This window comes from Streptomyces sp. NPDC001868, from assembly GCF_040297125.1.
Classification (GTDB): domain Bacteria; phylum Actinomycetota; class Actinomycetes; order Streptomycetales; family Streptomycetaceae; genus Streptomyces.
This window is the reverse complement of record NZ_JBEOYO010000057.1, coordinates 1-19,129: the sequence shown is the minus strand read 5'-3', so window position 1 is coordinate 19,129 and position 19,129 is coordinate 1. Positions and strand designations below refer to the sequence as shown.

The following is a 19,129-nucleotide window of genomic DNA, read 5'->3' as shown; positions in this document are numbered from 1 at the left end:
CCGTCCGTCGATCCACGACAGGTATAGGCGTGCGGGCGATCGGCGGCAAAATATGTTCCATGACACGGAACAGTGCGCAGGGGAACATGCTCGACAAGGCGGCTGCCGTCCTGGACTGTTACCGCCCGGACGGTGGTGCGTTCCGTCTGACAGAAATCGCCAGCCGTACGGGGCTGGCCAAGACGACGGCGTTCCGCCTCTGTGCCGACCTGGTGCGGCTCGGGCTGCTCGAGCGTGACGGTGAGATCTACCGGCTGGGCGGCAAGCTCTTCGAGCTGGGTTCGCTTGTGCCGCGTCGGCTCGATCTGCGGGAGGCGGCGCTGCCGTTTCTCCAGGACCTCTTCGAGGCCACTCACGAGACCGTGCATCTCGGCGTCCGGGAGGGACACGAGGTGGTCTACATCGAGCGGATCCACGGCCACCAGACCCTTTCGCTGCCCTCCCGCATCGGCGGCCGACTCCCCCTGAGCTGCACCGGCGTGGGCAAGGCGCTGCTGGCCTTCTCCGGCTCCGAGCTGGTGGACGAGGTGCTGGCCGCGCCTCTGCCCCGTCTCACCCCCCACTCGGTCACCGACGCGGCGCGACTGCGCACCGCCATCGAGCAGATCCAGGTGTCCGGCCTCGCCTACGAGGAGCAGGAAGCCGCCCTCGGCGTCAGCTGCATCGCTTCGCCGGTCTTCGACGGACCGACGGCGGTGGGTGCCCTGTCGGTCGCCGTGCCGCGCGCCCGGTTCCACCCCGCCCAGCTCGCGCCCGCCGTGCGCACGGCCGCCCTGGGCCTGTCCCGTGTGCTGCGCGCCGGCAGCAGCACGCCGCGCGGCGCCTCTTCCTGAGACGTCGCCGGGCAGCTGCCCGCGCCCGGCGGATTTACCCCACACGGACAGACTCACCGATAAATCGCACCTGAATCACACCTACTTCGATCTTGACGCTTGCTCCCCGCCACTCTTACCGTAGCGATCACTACAGCCGCTGTAGTGATCGCTACAGGAGGCCGGACGTCGGCGCGCGTCTTGCTGCCGAATGCTGTGGCTGCCCGACATCTGCCTGGCCTTCCAGCGGCCCTACATCCCCGTTCACTCCCTCGCTGAGGTGTTCTATGACTGTTCCCGGACAAGCTGACTCGCACGGCATGAGACGACGTGGCCTGCTCAAGGCGGCCTTGCCGCTGGGAGTCACCGCGACAGCGCTCGGCGCGGTCCCGGCGAGCGCGGTCGGCCGTGCGTCCCCGGCCCCGGCGGGGCCTTGTTGGAGGAGGGCCCGGGGGGCGTGACGGCAACCGGACGGCGCGGGGCGGTGTGCTGCGGATGCGCACGCCGAAGGCGCCCGGGCTGCGGGCGGCGTGGCCCCGGCACGCGATGGGGCTGGGGGCACCGTTGCCGCTCCAGGCCTCGGCGCACCGTATGCCCGGCTGAGCGGCAAGGGGCGGGCGGCACGGCTCTTTCCCGCCCTGCTGCGAAGACGAGCCGGTACGGTCCGCTGCGCTGGTGGTGCGGTGGCCGGGCCCGGGGTCAGTCATCGGCGATGCCCGCGCCGCTGAGAGCGGGCACGGTGTCCTCGCGGCGGGCCAGAGAGCGGGCACCGAGGCGGAACTGGTTGAGCTTGTCCACGATGGTCTGGCCGACGGGGAGGTGGCCCCAGGTGCTGATGCCCTGGTGGGTGGTGGGTTCCCAGGTTCTCTCGTCGATGACGATCGGGTTCCAGCCGACTTCCCACTCGAAGCCCGAGGGGGTGCGGGCGTAGTACGACAGTTCACGGTCGTTGGTGTGCTGGCCGACGGCCAGGGCCATGTCGAAGCCGAGTTCGTGAAGACGCTGGTAGCTCTGGGCGACGTCGTCGAGGCGCGCGGCCTGGATGTTGAGGTGCTGGACGCGGGTGCGGACCGGGTCGACGGGCAGGCCGCGGGTGCCGACGACGGCCACGGAGTGGTGGCGTTCGTTGACGCGCAGGAAGCGGATCTTGAGTTTGACGCCGCTGATGGTCTCGTCGATGTAGTCGGTCAGGCGGGCGTCGAAGACGGTGTTGAAGTAGCCGCGGATCTGCGTGGGCCTGGTGGAGGTCAGCGCGATGTGTCCCATGCCGGAGTCGCCGGTGACGAATCCGGAGGCGAGCATGCGCAGCGGTTCGGCCGACGTGAGGGGGGTGGTGTAGATCTCCTGGGTGATGCCCTTGGGGCCGGGGAAGCGCAGCAGGCGTTCCACGCCGCGCAGCGCGGCCTCCTCCTCGGAGCCCTGGACGAGCGGGACGCCGTGGGCGCGGATGCGGGCCTCGATCTGTTCGAAGGCGGTGTGGTCGTCGATGTGCCAGCCGGTGGCGACGACGTCCTCGGCGGGGCCGCGCCTGAGCAGGAACCGGCATTCCTGGTCGTCGAGGCGGAAGCGCATCAGGTCGCGGGAGAGGGTGTCGTGGTGCATGCCGACGGCGTCGGTGCCGAAGCGCCGCCAGTCGGCGAAGCGGTTGGTCTCGATGACGATGTAACCGAGGTGGACGGCGCCGAAGACGGAGGCGGTGCGGGTCGCTGCGGTGTTCATCGGCGGCCCGCCAGGAAGTCGGCGCACAGCCGGTTGAAGAGCTGAGCGCGTTCGAACTGGACCCAGTGTCCGGTGTTGGCGACCAGGTACAGGTCGCAGTTGGGCAGGCGTTCGGCGAGCATGCGGCCGCCGGACGGCCGGTTGACCTTGTCCTGCGCCCCCCACAGCACCAGCGTGGGCACGGGCAGCCGGGACAGGCGCGCGTCGCGGGTGAAGTCCATCCTCCACACGGTGCGTAGGGCGTCGGGTCCCGAGGGCCGTCGCAGCGGTGGCGCGGCGATCACCTCGGGGTCGATGCTGGCCCGGTAGCGCTCGTCGATGGCTGAGTCCGGGACGTCGGCGGCGTTGAACACGAGGTAGGTGCGGATGAACTTCTCCAGCTTCTGTCGCGAAGGACCGTCGCCGGTGTAGTAGTTCAGCAGGCTGTTGAGGCCGGGAGTGGGCAGGGCGCGGGTGGTGCCGATGCCGCCGGGGCCCATGAGGACCATCCGGTCGACCCGGTCGGGTGTGTCCAGGGCCAGGCGCAGGGCGCAGGCGCCGCCGTAGGAGTTGCCGACCAAGTGGGCTTTCTCCAGGCCCAGTTCGTCCAGCAGGCCGCGGATGCCGTCGGCCAGGTGGCCGAAGGGGTCGGTGCCGTCGACGCCCTTGGTGCTGCGGCCGTAGCCGGGCAGGTCGGGCACGATGACCCGGTATTGCCTGGCCAGTTCCGTGATGTTGCGGGCGTAGTTGGAGACGCCGGAGGCTCCGGGGCCGCCGCCGTGCAGCAGCAGGACCGGCGGGCCGTCCCCGGTCTCGGCGGCGAAGATCTTCCGTCCGCCGATGTCGTACGTGCTCTCCTGCATCGTCGGCAGGCCGGTCGGTGTCGAAGTCATGATGCCGGGGTCCTCACTGGGCGGTGGACGCGGTCGGTCGGGAGGTCGTGGAGGGGGTGAAGCCGCGAGGTGGGGGCGGGAGCGGGGCACCGCCGGGAGCCGCGGCGTAGACGTAGGCGTCGGGGCGCAGGGCGAGTGTGGCGGCGCCGTGCCGGGTCATCCAGGGCAGCAGGACGTCGTCGCTGTCGACGAGGGTGTCCTCGGCCGGGCGGGAGCCGGCGGGTGTGACGGTCAGGGAAGACACGCCGGGCAGGTCCCAGGCGGGCTGGGGCGAGGCCGTGCGGGCGTGCAGGAGGAGCCATCGGCCGCCGAGTGCGTCGTCCAGGCGGACGCGGGTGCCGTCGGGGCCGGTGACCCAGGGCTGGGGGACTTGGTGGCCGGTCGCCCGGGTGCGGGGGCGTGCCTGCAGGCCGGCGTCGTACTGTGCGACGGGGATCCAGTTCGAGTCCTGCATCCAGGCGCCGAAGCCCGGTATGCGGTCCAGGGCGCGCAGGGCGCCGTTGCGGACACGCGCGAGCGGCAGGCGGCGTTCGGTGATGATCCGGCCGACGAACACCGCCCGCTTGGTGACCTCCTTGACGTGCGGTTTGCGCTCGGCCTCGTAGCTGTCGAGCACGGTCTCGGGCAGTTCGCCGCGCAGGACGGCGTCGAGTTTCCAGCAGAGGTTGGCCACGTCGCGCACGCCGGCGGCCATGCCCTGGCCGATCCACGGCGGCATGGCGTGGGCGGCGTCGCCGGCGAGGAAGACCCGCCCCATGCGAAAGCGGCCGGCGAAGCGGACGTGGTGGCTGTAGACGGTGGCGCGCAGGACCTCGACGCTGTCGCGGGAGATGCCGTACCGGGCCACCAGCCGGTACACGGCCTCCTCGGTGGTCAGCTGCTTCTCGTCGTCGCCGGGCAGGATCGGGAACTCCCACCGGTGGTGGCCGAGCGGGGTCGGGCAGTCCACGGCCGGACGGGCCGGGTCGCAGTGGAAGCGCAGCTTGTCGTGGTCCGGCCAGGGCTTGAGCATCTTCGTGTCGATGACCACCCAGCGGTCCTCGTAGGTCTTGCCCTCGTAGCCGATGTTCAGCTGGGCGCGGGTGAGGCTGGAGCCGCCGTCGGCGGCGATCACGTAGGAGGCGCGCAGCCGGTCGACGGAGTCGTCGGCCCTACCGACGACCGTCAGTTCCACCCCGTCGGTGTCCTGGCGCAGGCGCAGGCACTCGTGGCGCAGAAGGATCTTCACGTTCGGGTAGCGGTCGACGCCGTCGCGCAGGACCTGTTCCAGCGCGGGCTGGTAGATGAACAGCTGCGGCGGATGGCCGTGGCCGCGCGGGGTGGGGCGGGCGCTGAGGAACGCCCGGCCGTTCGCGTCGACGAAGTCGACGGGCCGTTCGGTCAGCATGTCCTGCTTGAGCCGCTCGGCCAGGCCGATCCGCTGCCAGATGCGGACGACCTCCTCGTCGGTGGAGATGGCTCTGGCGCGGCTGAAGATCTCCGCGTCACGTTCCAGCACGACGACGCGCAGGCCCATGGCGCCCAGCAGGTTCGCGGCGGTCACGCCCGTGGGCCCGTAACCGATCACCGCCACGTCGTAGGTGTCGTGGGTGCTGTCTTCGGTTTCTGTCCCGGCCCTGATCTCACTCACACCAGGCCACCTCGTGTCCCTCATCGTGCACGGCTCCTGCTCACGGCTCTTGCTGTAACGCTTACTCCAATTGGAGCGGCTGCTACGGTATGCTTGCCGTCAGAGACGGTCAAGGGCCGGCGCGAACCGCACTAGGAGGGGCACCTGCCATGACGAGGCCGCAGACGACCCGCAAGATGCGCGCGAACGGGGTGGAGTCGCGGCAGCGCATCCTCGACGCCACCGTGGAGATCGCGGGCGAGCGGGGATACGAGGGCACGTCGATCGCGGCGGTCAGCGCCAAGTGCGGACTGCCCGCCAGCTCGATCTACTGGCACTTCAAGGACAAGGACGACCTGATCGCCGCCGTCATCGAACGCAGCTTCGACACCTGGCTGGCCGCGGTCCAACTCCCGGGCGAGGAGACGGGCACCCCGCTGGAGCGGATCACCGCCATGGCGGGCAACGTGGCGAAGTCACTGATCGACGCCCCCGACTTCCTCCGCCTGGGGCTGATGCTCGCCCTGGAACGACGTCCCACCGAGCCCCGCGGCCGGACGGTGTTCCTCCAGGTCCGCGCCATCGCGCACGCGAAGATCGCCGAGGTGACCGAAACCCTCTTCCCCGGCCTCGACGAGGAGGCCGTCCGCATGCTGGCGACCTACGCCGTCGCGGGCGCCGACGGACTGTTCGTCCACCGGGAGATCAACGGCAACGCCGTCGACCTCGTGGCGCTGTTCGAACTGCACGCCCAGCTGGTCTACGACGCGGCGGCACGCATGGCGGCAGGGAGCAAGGCATGACCCCGCCCGGCCGGCGGCGCGAGGAAGCCGCCCGGCTGCTGCGCGAGGCCGAACGCCACGCGGCACCCGTCGAACCGCTCTCCACGACGCTTCCCGGTCTCGATCTCGCCGACGCCTACGCCGTCCAGCGCGACAACATCGCCCGCCGGCTGACCGCCGGGGCGACGGTGATCGGCCACAAGGTGCGCCTGTCCTCGGCGACGATGCGGCAACTCCCCGGCGTGCACGAGCCGGACTTCGGGCATCTGCTGGACGACATGGTCCACCGCGACGGCGGCACCGTACGGGCCGCCCGCTACTGCGCCCCGCGCGTCGAGCCCGAGATCTGCTTCCGCCTCACCCGGTCGCTGCGAGGCCCCGGCGTGAGCACCGAACACGTACTGGCCGCCACCGAGGCGGTCGCTCCCGCACTGGGGATCGTCGACAGCCGCATCCGCGACCGGCGGATCACCCTCGTCGACGCCATCGCGGACAACGCCGGCTCCGCAGGCCTGGTCTGCGGCTCCTGGACACCGATGGAATACGCGCCCGACCTCGCGGCGGTCACCGTGGACCTGCACATCGACGATGCCCTCGTGGCCTCCGGGAGCGGCAAGGAGGTCCTGGGCCACCCGGCCGCCGCGGTCGCCTGGCTCGCCAACACCCTCGCCGCCTTCGGTGCCGGACTGGACCCCGGCCATGTCGTGCTGCCCGGCGCCCTGACCATCGCGCCCTTAGTGGGCGCCGGTCAGGGTGCGCAGGCCCGTTTCGACGCCCTCGGCAGCGTGTCCGTGTCCTTCCTGTGACCGCCCCTGCCCTCCACCGCGCATGACGCACCGAAGACACCGGCCCGGCGCTCGCCTCCCGATCAGCCCCCGGTCCTTCCGGATCCGCCACCACAGCCACACCGTCCCCCGTTCGGCGCCGCAGGGCACCCGGCTGCCCCGGACCCGCTCGTCGCGCAGACCGACGGGCTGTGTGGAAGGCCAGGCCCGGGAAGGGGATCCCCGCCGCGCCCCGCAGACCGCATGAAAGGCCGCTTCATGTCCCCTTCGGCACAACGCATCGACGTCCACCAGCACGTGGTGCCCGACTTCTACCTCGCCCAACTCGAAAGGGCCTGCATCGCCGACGCCGGCGGCCGGGCTCTCCCCCACTGGAGCGCCGAGTCGGCACTGGAACTGATGGACCTGATCGGCACCACCACCTCGATCCTGTCCGTCTCGACACCCGGCTCCGGCTTCCTCGACGACCCCGGCGAGGCCACCGACCTGGCCCGACGGCTCAACGACCACTGCGCGGCCCTGACCGCCGACCACCCCGGCCGCTTCGGCTTCTTCGCCACCCTGCCCATGCCCGACACCGACGCCTCCACCGAAGAGGCCGTGCGCGCACTGGACGACCTGCGCGCCGACGGCGTCACCCTGCTCGCCAACAACCGGGGCACCTACCTCGGCTCCGACGGCCAGGACGGGCTGTGGCGCGCCCTGAACGACCGCGGTGCGGTGGTCTTCGTACACCCGGCCGAGCTGCCCGCTCCCCCGGTGGAGGGAATCCCCGCCTTCGCCGCCGACTTCCTGCTGGACACCACCCGCGCCGCCTACCTCCTGGTCCGCAACGGCATCCCGCGCCGCCACCCGGACATCCGGTTCATCCTCAGCCACGCCGGCGGCTTCGTTCCCTACTCCTCGCACCGCATGGCCCTCACCATCGCCAATGACACGGCGCGCAGCCCGCTCGACGTCCTGGACGACTTCCGCTCCTTCTACTTCGACACCGCCCTGTCCTCCAGCCCCGCCGCCCTGCCCACCCTGCTCGCCTTCGCCCGCCCCGGACACATCCTCTTCGGCAGCGACTGGCCCTTCGCCCCTGCTCCCGCCGCCCAGTACTTCGCAAGCGGTCTCGACGGCAACGTCGATGCGGCCACGCTCAAGGCCGTCAACCGCACCAACGCCGAAGCGCTGTTCCCCCGTCTGGCCGCGACTCCCCCGGCGCCGCCCTCGGCCCTACCGGCCCCCGTGCGCCTGCGTCGGGCGGCGCAGCGCACCGCCGCACGCCTGGTCTTCAAGCTCCTCCAGCCCGGCACCGACTAAAAGACAGGTCACCGATGTCCACAGCCCCGCCCCGCAAGTCCGACGATCAGGCACAGGCCCCCCAGGCAGCCATCGCCACAGGCCGCGCCGGCCACCGCGGTGTTCTCTTCGCCATGTGTCTGTCCCTGGTCCTGGTCGTCGCCTCCGTCTCCGCGCTCAACCTCGCCCTGCCCGACCTGGCCATCGACCTGTCGGCCTCCAACAGCTCGCTGACCTGGATCGCCGACGGCTACACCGTCGCCCTGGCCGCTCTCGTCCTGCCCCTCGGTGCCATCGGTGATCGCGTCGGCCGCCGCAACGTCCTCCTCGCGGGCACCGTCGTCTTCGGCGCCGCCTCCCTGGCCGCCTCCTTCGCCGACTCCACCACCGCCCTCATCGTCTGGCGGATCGTCATGGGCCTGGGAGCCGCGATGATCATGCCGGGCACCCTGTCCACGATCACCGCGGCCTTCCCTCCCGAGCAGCGCGCCAAGGGCGTGGCCACCTGGTCCGGGTTCGCCGCGGCGGGCGCCATCATCGGCATGCTCGCCGCGGGGGCCCTGCTGGAGTGGTACTCATGGCGGTCGATCTTCGTCACCAGCGCCGCAGCCGCCCTCCTCGCCGCCGTCGCCGCCCTCGTCCTGGCGCCCGACACCAAGGACGAGCACCCGTCCCCGCCCGACGTACCCGGGGCCGTGTGCACGGCCGTCGGCATCGGCACCCTCGTGTTCGCCATCATCGAGGGCAACGAGCAGGGCTGGACGGAGCATGTGGTGATCGCCGCCCTCGTCGTCACGGTGCTGGCCTTCACCGCGTACGCCTGGCTGGGCCTGCGCAACCAGCACCCGCTGCTGGACCCCGCGCTGTTCGGCATCCGTGGCTTCCGGGCCGGCGCCGTCACCGTCCTCGTGCAGTTCATGGCCGTCTTCGGGTTCTTCTTCGTCGGCTTGCAGTACCTGCAGCTGATCCTCGGCTACAGCCCGCTCAAGGCCGCCGCCGCCCTCGTCCCCGTCGCCGTCGTCGTCCTGCCCACCTCCCAGGCCACCCCTCACCTGGTCCGGCGAGTGGGCATGAAGGCCACCATGACCGCCGGGCTGCTCCTGCTGAGCGCCGGCCTGTTCGTCATCTCCCTGCTCGACGTGGACTCCGGCTACCTGCCGTTTCTCGGCGGTCTCGTCCTGGCGGGCTTCGGCATCGGCCTGTCCGGCTCCGTGGGCACCGCCGCCATCACCGGCTCACTCGGCCGCGGCCAGCAGGGCGTCGCCTCCGCGATGAACGACACCACCCGCGAGGTCGGCTCGGCCGTCGGCATCGCCCTCATGGGCTCGATCTACGGCAGCCACTACCGCTCCAACCTGCCCGACTCCCTCGACCGGCTCCCCGCCGAAGCCGCCGAAGCCGCACGCGACTCCGCCGCAGCCGGCCTCCACGTCGCCGACCGACTCGGCGCCCAGGGCGCGGCCCTGGCGGACGGCGTCAGGTCCGCCTTCATGGACGGCCTGTCCGCCTCGCTGACCGCGGTCAGCATCATCGTCCTGGCAGCAGCGATCGGCTGCCTGTTCCGCGCACCGAAGACACCACCGACCTCCGACTGACTGACGGCACGGTGGCACATCGGCATCCCGCGGATCCGCACACCCAGGGCGCCGCGGCGGCCTTCCGGCGACGAGCCCACCCGGCCACGCCGCCACGCCGCAGCGCCACGGCTCCCGACGAGACCGCGCCAAGTCGTAGCCGCTCAAGGCCTGCCCGCGTACCGCTCCGATCCGTCAGCCGCGTGCCGAAGCGGATGTCGACACCCGGCGGGCGAATCGACCGCCGGGTACCGACGGACCGAGCAGACGTCGCCACGGGCTTGGACGACATGGATGTCCACAGCACGCGTCCGCAGGTCGGCGGGTCTCGTCGACCCCGGTCAGCCGCCGTTGCCGTTTCTTGACGATCTGCGGCTCGAACGTGCCCGAGGTGTCACGCGGGACCTTGACCTCGACCGGCCCGACGTCGGTCAGCACGGTCTTGGCCCGGCCCCCGTTGCGGGAGTTGCCGCTGCCCCTGCCCCTGCCCCTGCCCCTGCCCCTGCCCCTGCCGGCAGCATCGTGCTTCTCGTAGCCGAGGTGATCGGCGATCTCACCTTCCAGCGCAGACTCCAGGACCCGCTTGGTCAGCTGCTGCAGTAGCCCACCTTGCCCGGTCAGCTGCAGCCCGTCCGACCGAGCCCGCTCCACCAGCATCGCGACCAGTTGCTCGTCGGACACAGGCGCAGACGGCCCGGACTGGGCACTCTCGGCAGGCTTCACGGTCTCCAACTCCACGGCGGTGTCAGTGACTTGACGTCTCCCATGATCGTCGGATCCGCCGTTAGATTTACACTCCCGGGCGAGGACCTCAACCACCCGCGGACCGCTCATGCCACGGTTGTTGCAGGACAACTTACTGCAGTTGCGGTTCTCCATTCGGCCTGGTCAGTAGCCTGTTCTCGAACCTAGTGGCCTGATGGGCCGTCATGTGAGTCCCGGTTCGTGACTCACTCCATCGGGACGCGTGCGGCGTTGGTAGTGACAGCGGCGAGCGCTGGCCTGGTGTTGACGGCGCCAATGGGACCACGCGAGGGGACGCGTCGTTCGTGTCGTGTGGTGGGTCAGGGGACGCAGAGCGTCCATGAGCCGTCGGACCTCTGCCACTGTGATGGGAACGATGCTGGTACGGGCCTGGCCATCGCCCTGATCTCCGAGCTGGACCTCGGAACAATGCCGGCCACCGCGACCCTGAGTACGGACTTCCTGCGACCGGCGTTCCCACCCCTCACCTGCGAAGCTGTCGTGGGCCGGTGTGGCAGGACGATGGGCTTCCTGACCGTCACCTTCCGGGACAGGAACGGCAACGTGGCCGCGAAGTGCCACGGTTCCATGCCGATCGACGGTGAGCCCCGCCTCCTCAATGGCACCGCTTCCTGAGGGCATCCTCTCCGCCCACCGTGATGCGGCTTTCCGGCAACGACGGTGTGCGGCCCGAACCTGGACACGCCCTCCTCTCCCACCCGGAGTCCGGACTCCGTCGCAGAGCGGCTACTCGGCCTCGCGGCGATCAGGCGCTGTCGGGGTCAGTCGCGGCCTTCGCGAGTCAGTCCCGGACGACGCTGCTGATCGCGGCGCGGAGGTCGTCGTCTTCCGTTTCCGCGCGTGCCGGTGGGAGAGGGGAGGCGCCGGCGGGGTTGAGCGAGTCGAAGAGCAGGGCCATGAAGCGTGCGCGCATGGATGGTGTGGTGCCGGGGAGCGCGAGGCCTGCGATGCCCATGACGAGGAAGTGCGGAATGTCGTCCGCGGTGAGGTCGGTACGGATCTCGCCCTGCTCCTGTGCGTGCTCGAGGAGGGGGCGGAGGGACTCGCTGAGGCGCTGGAGGGCGTCCACGGCGACGTCGGCGAAGTTGGCGGCGAAGGTGACCAGTCCCCGCTCCTCGGTGATCAGATCGAGTAGCCGGGTGGCGATGTCCAGGAGGGTCTGGCGCGGGTGGCGGGAGGCCGTGGCGTCGTTGATCAGTGGGAGGAGGTCGGTCTCGAGGATGTCGTCGAGGACGGCCCGGACCAGGGCCTCCCGGTTGGGGAAGTGCCGGTAGAGCGTGGCGATGCCCACGCCCGCCTCGGCGGCGATCTGCTCCAAAGAGCCCTCACCCGCGCCGAGAACGTTGCGTCCGGCCACGATGATGCGCTCCGCGCTGGAGCGGGCGTCAACCCTGCGGAGCCGGTGTGTGCTCGGTGCGGCGTTCGGCATCTCTGACCCTCCCGTTTCTGCACCGCAGACTACTCAATCACCCGTGCGTTGATAGCACCCTACCGTTTTGATAGTCACCTATCGTTTTGGTAGTACCCTCTCACTTCGTTCGGATGCGCGTGCCCGTCAGGGTGCGCCGGAGAAGGGAGAAGGCTGTGTCTGTGCTGCTGTACCGGCTGGGGCATTTCGCCTACGCCAGGCCCTGGTATGTGATCGCCGGCTGGCTGGCGGTGGTGTCCGCCGTGGTGGCGCTGCTCGCGGTCAACCCCGTCAAACTGAGCAACGAGGTACGCATCGACGGCACCCCCGCCCAGAAGGTCATCGACGATCTGGCGCAGTCCCTCCCCGAGGCATCCGGCGGGCAGGGCATGCTGGTGTTCCGCGCGCAGAACGGGACCCGGGTCGACGGCGAGGACAGCCGCGCCGCCCTCATCGCCGCGGTGGACGCGGTCTACCGCCACGACCACGTCATCGACGCCCGCAAGGTCCTCGCCGCCGAACTGTCCAAGGGGGAGAAGAGCCCGCTGCTGCAGGCCCAGACAGCCGTGGCCGAAGCCGCCGGGCAGCCGACGGGAGGCAAGGCGCCGACCCCGCTGCTGCAGGACGGCCGACCGGTGCCCGGGGTCGTCGTCGCGGCCGACGGCTCCACCGCCCTGATGCAGTTCCAGTTCGACGAGCAGACCTATGAGCTGCCCTCCGGCACGATCGACAGCACCGTCGAGGCCGCCGAGCGGCAGGCCGAACGAGCCCACCTCGAGGTCCTGCCGTCGGCGGCCATGCTGGAGATACCCGAGATCGTGGGCGTCGGCGAGATCGTCGGCGTCGTGGTGGCGGCCATCGTCCTGCTGGTCACCCTGGGATCGGTCGTGGCTGCGGGCCTGCCCCTGATCATCGCGTTGATCGGCGTCACGGTGGGCGTCGGCGGCGCCTTCACTCTCTCCACCGTCTTCGAGATCCACTCGCTCACCGCCGTACTGGCCCTGATGCTGGGGCTCGCCGTCGGCATCGACTACGCCCTGTTCATCGTCAACCGGCAACGGCGGCTCATCCTGGACACCGGCCTGGACGCGCACGAGGCGACCGGCCGCGCCATCGGCACCGCCGGCAGCGCGGTCTTCTTCGCCGGCAGCACCGTCATCATCGCCCTGGCAGGACTGCTGGTGGTCGGTATCACCCTGCTCAGCACCATGGCCATCGCCGCCGCGGCCACGATCGCCATCACCGTCCTGCTCGCCCTGACCCTGCTGCCGGCGCTCCTGGGCCTGGTCAAGGAGCGCATCTGCTCGGCCGGAACCCGACGCACGGCCCAGCAGCAGGCCTCCGCCGCCGCACGGACACGGGCCACCCGCTGGGGATCACACCTGGTCCGCCACAAGTACCCCGCTCTCGCGGCGGCGTTCCTGATCCCCCTGGTTCTGGCGCTGCCCGCCCTCGACATGAGGATGGGTCTGCCGTCCGGCGCCAGCTACAACCCCGACACCGCACAGCGCCAGAGCTACGAGGAGGTCAGCGAAAGCTTCGGCCCCGGCTTCAACGGCCCCCTCATGCTCGTCGCGCGCTCCTCCGACAGCGGGCGGGCGCTCACCCCCACGGCCCTCGCTGCGGTCGTCTCCGACCTGAAGGACACCGAGGGCGCCACTTCGATCTCTCTGGCAGGTATGAACACCGCCGGCACCGTGGCCGTCCTCAGCCTCATTCCCGGCGACGGACCGAACGACGACGGCACCAAGGACCTCGTCACCTCCGTGCGGGACAAGAGCCGGGAGATCCGCGAAACCCACGGCGTCACCATCGGCATCACCGGCTTCACCGCCCTCGCGATCGACGTGTCCGACCGCCTCGGGGACGTCCTGCCCCTCTACGTGGCCACCGTTCTCGGGCTCTCGCTGATCGTCCTGCTCCTGGTCTTCCGCTCGGTCGTCGTCCCGGTGATGGCCACGCTCGGCTTCCTGCTCAGCATCGCCGCCACCTTCGGCATCACCACGGCCGTCTTCCAATGGGGCTGGCTGCAGGCGCTGTTCGGACTCGACGCGAGCGCACCTGTGGTGAGCCTGCTGCCCATCATCGTCACCGGCGTGCTCTATGGACTGGCCATGGACTACCAGGTGTTCCTGGTCACCTCGATGCGTGAGGCCCGCATGCACGGCGCCGACCCGCTCGACGCGACCGTCTCCGGCTTCGCTCGGGCGAGCGCCGTCGTGATCGCCGCGGCCACGATCATGGTCTCGGTCTTCGCCGGATTCATCTTCAACGCCCAGCCCATGATCAAACAGGCGGGATTCGCGCTGGCGGCGGGCATCCTCATCGACGCGTTCGTCATCCGCATGACGTTCATCCCGGCCACCATGGCACTCGCACAGGAGAAGGCCTGGTGGATTCCCGCGTGGCTGGACCGCCTCCTGCCCGACCTGGACGTCGAAGGCGACAAACTCGCACAGAAGATCCCGCTCCCCCATCCTGCCACTCCCCGCCAGCACGCCACCGCGCAGAAGACCTGACGCTCCGTCGGCGAACATGTGCCTCGCGGCAACGCCGAACCCGCGGTCGTCGGCCGCGGTGCCCGTGTCGTCCGCATCGTTTCGCGCACGGCACGGGGGTGCGCCCGACCGCGACGAGGATGCGGTCGACTTCCGCGCTGCCCGTGCCGGCTGGTCGGCCTGTTCGGAGATCTGCGCGACCCAGATGGTGAGCATCACGCGCTCGCGGACCGTACGGGGGACCAGGTTGCCGAGCCTAACGTCGGCGGATGCGTGGGACGGCACCCATATCTCGCACCGGTTGCCGCACGGCGTCGACCACGGCGCGGGCGGCGACCTCGCGAATGAGGCGGAACCCGTCCTCTCCGAACCCCGCCGGGGGGGCGGGCGGCACCGGGTTCTGCCCGGGTTCGCCGAGCCGGCCGGTGTGGTGGGCCAGGTGCAGCAGCCGCAGTACCTTGTCGTCGATGAGCCGCTCGTCCACCTCGCCCGCACGGACGGCGTGCACGAGAGGCTCGCCCCACAGGGGGTCGGGGCCGGGCATCACCAGGTCGAGTCCGCCGACCGCCGAGGCCACGGTCGAGCGGGTGGAGGCCCAGTCACTGACCACGGGCCCGGTAAACCCCACTCCTCCTTCAGCACCTCGCGCAGCAGCCGGGCGTTCTCGGTCATCGGCGCCGCTGCGCACGTCAAAAGACGCGGGACTCCCCCAATTGGGGAAGTCCCGCTCAATCGCAGGGATCAGCCCTCAACAAGCTCTGCGTCGACGATGACGCCTTCAACGTGTTGCGGCAGCGAGCTGGTCCCTCATCCGTTGATACGCCGCAGCATCACCCACCGGCTCTTTCCGCTTCAGGAGCCAGTGCTCGTACATGTCGATGTCCTCGCCTGGCACGGTCAGCCTGTACTCCTGGCTGCCGACTTCGGCGATTCAGCCGTGGGCTTCGGCAACGTTCAGACTGTCCTCGGCTGCGGAGGCCGTCAGGCCGGAGGCCTCCGCCAGCTCCGCTACGGAACAGGTCACGCCTCGGGAATCGATCAATGTGCCAGTGCCCAGACGGCCTGTAAGGGCGTAGAGGCAGATCTGCACCATCTTGGGGAGAGCGGATCCGTCCTCGGTCAGGCTCATCAGATAGACGCCTCGCTCGTCGCGGAGGTTCTCCGGGCTGTGGCAGATGGCGCGCGATGCGGCGGTCCATCGGCGTGGAAGGCATCACCACATGACCTGGTCCTTGCCCGAGCCGATGCTCACCGTGGCCGTGGAAAACCCTGGCCTGCCCACTGGGTGGGCCGCGCGGTCGGCACGGGTTCGCCAGAAGAAGGGGTCATGGCAGCGATGGGGGCACCGGCAGCGGATGATCAGGCGGATCCCGGCCGACCCGCGGAGCGGGTATGTGCGGCGCTGATGTGTCCTCAGACGCCCGCTTCCACCAGGTCGTCGGTATGGAAGGTGCGGCGGTAGGAGGCGGGTGAGACACCGAAGGCGGTGCGCATGTGGGCGCGCAGGGAGTTGGCGGAGCCGAAGCCACAGCGGTGGGCGACCAGGTCGATGGACAGGTCGGTGGTCTCCAGCAACTGCTTGGCCAGTTCCAGGCGTTGCGCGGTGAGCCACTGCACGGGGGTCATGCCGACCTCGTCGCGGAAGCGGCGGGTGAAGGAGCGCTGGCTCATCCGGGCGTGTTCGGCCAGGCGGTTCAGGGAGAGGGGTTCGCCGAGGTGTTCCAGGGCCCAGGCGCGGGTGGCGGTGGTGGTGCCGACGGTGGGTTCGGGCACCGGGCGGTCGATGTACTGGGCCTGGCCGCCGTCCCGCCAGGGCGGGACGACGCACATGCGGGCGGCGCGGTTGGCGGCGGCGGTGCCGTGGTCGCGGCGGATCATGTGCAGGCACAGGTCGACGCCGGCGGCGACGCCCGCGGAGGTCAGCACGTCGCCGTCGTCGACGAAGAGGACCTCCTCGTCGACCTTGACGCGGGGGAAGGCGCGGCGGAACTCGGGGGCGAGGCCCCAGTGGGTGGTGGCGGGCCGGCCGTCGAGGAGGCCCGCGGCGGCCAGGACGTAGGAGCCGGCGCAGATGGACACCAGGCGGGTGCCGGGCCGGATGCCGGCGATGGCCGCGGTGACCTCGGGCGGCAGCGGGCCGCCGCGGGCCAGCTCGGGCATGGCGTGCGTGGGCGGGACGATCACGGTGTCCGCGGCGGCCAGGGCCTCGGGACCGGCCGCGGGCTGCACGGTGAACCCGGCGTCGCTGAGGACCGGGGCGCCGTCGGCGGTGCAGACGGTGACCTCGTACAGCGGGCGTGAGCCGGCGTCCAGGACGCTGCCGAAGACGCGGGAGGGGATGCCGAGTTCGAAGGGCGGGACGCCCGGCAGGGCGAGGACGGCGATGCGGTGCGGCCCGGCCGCGTCGGCGCTCGGGTCGGTGCACGGCCACTGCATCTCACTCATGGCCAGATCCTGTCACATAGTGGCCAGACGGCCAACACCATGGTGGGGGCGGATGCCGGATCGTGGACTGCGTCGCACCGGGAAGGGCCCGGGCGGCCGGTATCCGATCAAGACGGAAAAGAGTGAGGCGGACAGCATGCGTGCGGTGGTCGTGGAGCAGTGGGGCGGACCGGAAGTGCTCGTGGAGCGTGAGGTCGCCCGGCCCGAGCCGGGAGTGAACGAGGTCCTGGTGCGGGTCCACGCGGCCGGTGTGAACCCGGTGGACTTCAAGACCCGGGCCAGCGGGGCCCTGATCGAGTGGGGCGAGGTCCCGGCGGTCGGCTGGGACGTCTCCGGCACCGTGGAGGCCGTCGGACCGGGCGTGGGGATGTTCCGCCCCGGGGACGAGGTGTACGGCATGCCGCTGTTCCCGCGGCAGGCCGGCGCCTACGCCGAGTACGTCGTCGCCCCGGCCCGCCACCTCGCGCCCAAGCCGGCGAACCTCACCCACGTGCAGGCGGCGGCGCTGCCGCTGGCCGCGCTGACCGCCTGGCAGGCCCTGGTGGACACCGCCGGGGTGCGCGCCGGTGAGCGGGTGCTGGTGCACGCGGCGGCCGGCGGGGTCGGCCACCTGGCCGTGCAGATCGCCAAGGCCCGCGGCGCGTACGTCATCGGCACGGCCAGCGCCGGCAAGCACGACCTGTTGCGGCAGCTGGGCGCGGACGAGGTGATCGACTACCGCACGGTCCGCTTCGAGGACGCCGTCGGGGACGTGGACGTGGTGCTGGACGGACTCGGCGGCCAGAACGCCGAGCGGTCCCTGACGGTGCTGCGCCCGGGCGGCCGGCTGATCACCCTGCCCGGCCCCGACGACGTCCCCGCCGACGTCCCCGACCACGTGCGGGCGGTGTGGATTCTGGTCGAGCCCGACCACCTGGGTCTGCGCGAGATCGCCGCCCTGGCCGAGCGGGGCGCGCTCACGCCCGTGGTCGAGACCGTCGTCCCGCTGGCCGAGGCCGCGAAGGCGCACGAGATCGGCGAGCAGGGCCGCACCACCGGGAAGATCGTCCTGAGCGTCGCCTGACGCCGGCCGCCCCGGCCGGGTCGGCTGCGGGCAGGTGGAGCCGGACTGCAGCCCCGGGACCGACCGGTCCCGGGGCTCCGGACGCGGCCGAACGGGACGGGACCTGCTGCTGCCGGCGGGTACTCGCGGCCGGTATGTGGCACCGGGGAGGGCGCGTTGCGGGCCCAGGACGTCCTCGGTTTGAGAATAATCCTGAGTAGACTCATAATTGAGTGCACTCGGGTTGAGTGAGTGAGGCGAGGCCCCATGCCACGCCGAATTGGCCGATCTGGCCTCACGCCTGGATAAGCAGGATGAAGACAAGGAGTAGCGCCCCATGCGAGCGTTCGTCATCACCAAGTACAAGGAGCCGCTGCAAGAGGCGGACGTCCCCGAGCCCACCGTCGGGGAGCACGACGTGCTCGTCCGGGTGGAGGCTGCCGGGCTGAACCAGCTGGACGAGAAGATCCGCGCCGGTGAGTTGAAGCAGATCCTGCCCTACAAGCTGCCGCTGATCCTGGGCAACGACGTCGCGGGCACCGTCATCAGCGTCGGGACAGCGGTTCGCGGCTTCAAGCCCGGAGACGAGGTCTACGGTCGGCCCGACCAGGACCGCATCGGCACGTTCGCCGAGCGCATCGCCGTAGCGGAGGGCGACCTGGCGCTCAAGCCCGCTTCGATCAGCATGAATGAGGCCGGCTCGCTGCCGCTGGTGGCGCTCACGGCGTGGCAGGCGCTGGTGGAGCGCGGGAACGTGCGGCCCGGGCAGAAGGTTCTCATCCACGCCGGGGCCGGCGGGGTCGGTTCGATCGCGATCCAGCTCGCCGCGCACCTCGGTGCGCACGTCGCCACGACCGTCAGCGCTTCCAACGCGGACTTCGTGCGCGCGCTCGGCGCGGACACGGTGATCGATTACCGCACCCAGGACTTCGAGCAGCTCCTGACCGGCTACGACCTGGTGCTGGACAGCCTCGGTGGGGAGACTCTCGAGAAGTCCCTGCGGGTGCTCAAGCCCGGCGGCAAAGCCATCGAGATCGCTGGTCCCCCGGAGCCCACTTTCGCGCGCGAGGCCGGCCTCAACCCGGTGCTGCGCCTGGGGGTCGCCGTTCTGAGCCGCAAGATCCGCAAGCAGGCGAAGAAGCTCGGCGTGACGTACGAGTTCATGCTCATGCGCGCCAGCGGCGACCAGCTCCGCCAGATCACCACCCTCATCGACGAGGGCGTGATGCGCCCGGTCGTGGGCAAGGTGGTCGGCTTCGACCAGACACCGCAGGCGCTGCAGGCCCTGTCCCAGGGCGGCATCCGCGGCAAGGCCGTCATCGGCAGCAGCTGACCCGCCGCAACCGCGACGGGCGGCACAGAACGCACGAGGAGACCACCCATGTCTGCCGCCTCCCAGTCGGTCGGACGGCGCGAGCGGAACAAGCAGGAGAAACTCGACCGCATCGTCGCTGCCGCCACTGAGCTGTTCGCCGAACACGGCGTCGATGAGGTCACGACCCAGCAGATCGCCGACAAGGCCGACATCGGC

General features: G+C 70.7%; 17 protein-coding genes and 1 pseudogene. 10 read left to right on the top strand and 8 right to left on the bottom strand.

All coding sequences use genetic code 11. The annotated features are described in order from the left end of the window. The first annotated feature begins 86 nt into the window (after window positions 1-86). Window positions 87-833 (top strand): IclR family transcriptional regulator, encoded by a 747-nt coding sequence (locus ABT147_RS39245; protein ID WP_351415612.1) that lies wholly within the window; start codon window positions 87-89, stop codon window positions 831-833. A 678-nt stretch (window positions 834-1,511) separates the two neighbouring features. Here ABT147_RS39245 and ABT147_RS39240 read toward each other — a convergent pair. From ABT147_RS39240 to ABT147_RS39230, 3 genes are read right to left on the bottom strand one after another with little or no spacing between them, the layout of a single operon-like run. Beyond that, window positions 1,512-2,531 carry a VOC family protein gene (locus tag ABT147_RS39240; protein ID WP_351415528.1) on the bottom strand — a complete coding sequence of 340 codons (1,020 nt, stop codon included), beginning with the start codon at window positions 2,529-2,531 and terminating at the stop codon, window positions 1,512-1,514. Next, window positions 2,528-3,403, bottom strand: a complete 876-nt coding sequence (locus ABT147_RS39235; protein ID WP_351415526.1) for an alpha/beta fold hydrolase — start codon at window positions 3,401-3,403, stop codon at window positions 2,528-2,530. Before ABT147_RS39235 ends, ABT147_RS39240 begins: the two co-directional genes overlap by 4 nt. A 13-nt stretch (window positions 3,404-3,416) precedes the next feature. Beyond that, on the bottom strand, window positions 3,417-5,033 hold the full coding sequence (locus ABT147_RS39230; RefSeq protein WP_351415524.1) for a bifunctional 3-(3-hydroxy-phenyl)propionate/3-hydroxycinnamic acid hydroxylase: 1,617 nt from the start codon (window positions 5,031-5,033) through the stop codon (window positions 3,417-3,419). Between the two features lie 149 nt (window positions 5,034-5,182). Here ABT147_RS39230 and ABT147_RS39225 point away from each other — a divergent pair, with 149 nt between their 5' ends. The 4 genes from ABT147_RS39225 (at window position 5,183) to ABT147_RS39210 (ending at window position 9,461) form a co-directional block, all read left to right on the top strand. Further along, entirely contained in the window at window positions 5,183-5,815 is a 633-nt protein-coding gene (locus tag ABT147_RS39225; RefSeq protein WP_351415521.1) for a TetR/AcrR family transcriptional regulator, read from the top strand. Continuing rightward, window positions 5,812-6,600, top strand: coding sequence for a 2-keto-4-pentenoate hydratase (locus ABT147_RS39220; RefSeq protein WP_351415519.1), 789 nt, complete (start codon window positions 5,812-5,814; stop codon window positions 6,598-6,600). The genes ABT147_RS39225 and ABT147_RS39220 overlap by 4 nt, the downstream gene beginning before the upstream one ends. 237 nt (window positions 6,601-6,837) lie before the next feature. Beyond that, a complete protein-coding gene (locus tag ABT147_RS39215; RefSeq protein WP_351415516.1) occupies window positions 6,838-7,887 on the top strand; it encodes an amidohydrolase family protein in 1,050 nt (349 codons plus the stop codon). Between the two features lie 14 nt (window positions 7,888-7,901). Next, window positions 7,902-9,461, top strand: a complete 1,560-nt coding sequence (locus ABT147_RS39210) for an MFS transporter (RefSeq protein WP_351415514.1) — start codon at window positions 7,902-7,904, stop codon at window positions 9,459-9,461. Between the two features lie 306 nt (window positions 9,462-9,767). Here the strand turns inward: ABT147_RS39210 and ABT147_RS39205 are convergent. Continuing rightward, a pseudogene (locus ABT147_RS39205) lies at window positions 9,768-10,097 on the bottom strand (transposase); the annotation flags it as partial. Between the two features lie 363 nt (window positions 10,098-10,460). Here ABT147_RS39205 and ABT147_RS39200 point away from each other — a divergent pair. Further along, window positions 10,461-10,820, top strand: coding sequence for a PaaI family thioesterase (locus ABT147_RS39200; RefSeq protein WP_351415511.1), 360 nt, complete (start codon window positions 10,461-10,463; stop codon window positions 10,818-10,820). Window positions 10,821-10,986: 166 nt separating this feature from the next. On the opposite strand, the gene ABT147_RS39195 is transcribed toward ABT147_RS39200, so the two are convergent. Beyond that, window positions 10,987-11,634, bottom strand: coding sequence for a TetR/AcrR family transcriptional regulator (locus tag ABT147_RS39195; RefSeq protein ID WP_351415509.1), 648 nt, complete (start codon window positions 11,632-11,634; stop codon window positions 10,987-10,989). A gap of 155 nt (window positions 11,635-11,789) precedes the next feature. On the opposite strand from ABT147_RS39195, the gene ABT147_RS39190 reads away from it, so the two are divergent. Beyond that, window positions 11,790-14,132 carry an MMPL family transporter gene (locus ABT147_RS39190; protein WP_351415507.1) on the top strand — a complete coding sequence of 781 codons (2,343 nt, stop codon included), beginning with the start codon at window positions 11,790-11,792 and terminating at the stop codon, window positions 14,130-14,132. 235 nt (window positions 14,133-14,367) lie between these two features. On the opposite strand, the gene ABT147_RS39185 is transcribed toward ABT147_RS39190, so the two are convergent. The 3 genes from ABT147_RS39185 to ABT147_RS39175 all read right to left on the bottom strand — a co-directional run bounded on the left by ABT147_RS39185 (window position 14,368) and on the right by ABT147_RS39175 (window position 16,556). Further along, window positions 14,368-14,721: a hypothetical protein gene (locus ABT147_RS39185; RefSeq protein ID WP_351415505.1), complete on the bottom strand. Its 354-nt coding sequence runs from the start codon at window positions 14,719-14,721 to the stop codon at window positions 14,368-14,370. A gap of 321 nt (window positions 14,722-15,042) precedes the next feature. Continuing rightward, on the bottom strand, window positions 15,043-15,240 hold the full coding sequence (locus ABT147_RS39180; RefSeq protein WP_351415503.1) for a hypothetical protein: 198 nt from the start codon (window positions 15,238-15,240) through the stop codon (window positions 15,043-15,045). Window positions 15,241-15,524: 284 nt separating this feature from the next. Beyond that, entirely contained in the window at window positions 15,525-16,556 is a 1,032-nt protein-coding gene (locus ABT147_RS39175; RefSeq protein WP_351415501.1) for a GlxA family transcriptional regulator, read from the bottom strand. Between the two features lie 136 nt (window positions 16,557-16,692). Here ABT147_RS39175 and ABT147_RS39170 point away from each other — a divergent pair, with 136 nt between their 5' ends. The 3 genes from ABT147_RS39170 to ABT147_RS39160 form a co-directional block, all read left to right on the top strand. Then, window positions 16,693-17,619, top strand: coding sequence for an NADP-dependent oxidoreductase (locus tag ABT147_RS39170; RefSeq protein ID WP_351415610.1), 927 nt, complete (start codon window positions 16,693-16,695; stop codon window positions 17,617-17,619). A gap of 316 nt (window positions 17,620-17,935) precedes the next feature. Then, a complete protein-coding gene (locus tag ABT147_RS39165) occupies window positions 17,936-18,931 on the top strand; it encodes an NADP-dependent oxidoreductase (RefSeq protein WP_351415499.1) in 996 nt (331 codons plus the stop codon). A gap of 48 nt (window positions 18,932-18,979) precedes the next feature. Then, window positions 18,980-19,129: TetR family transcriptional regulator (locus ABT147_RS39160; RefSeq protein ID WP_351415607.1), on the top strand; the 150-nt coding region annotated here is incomplete at its 3' end.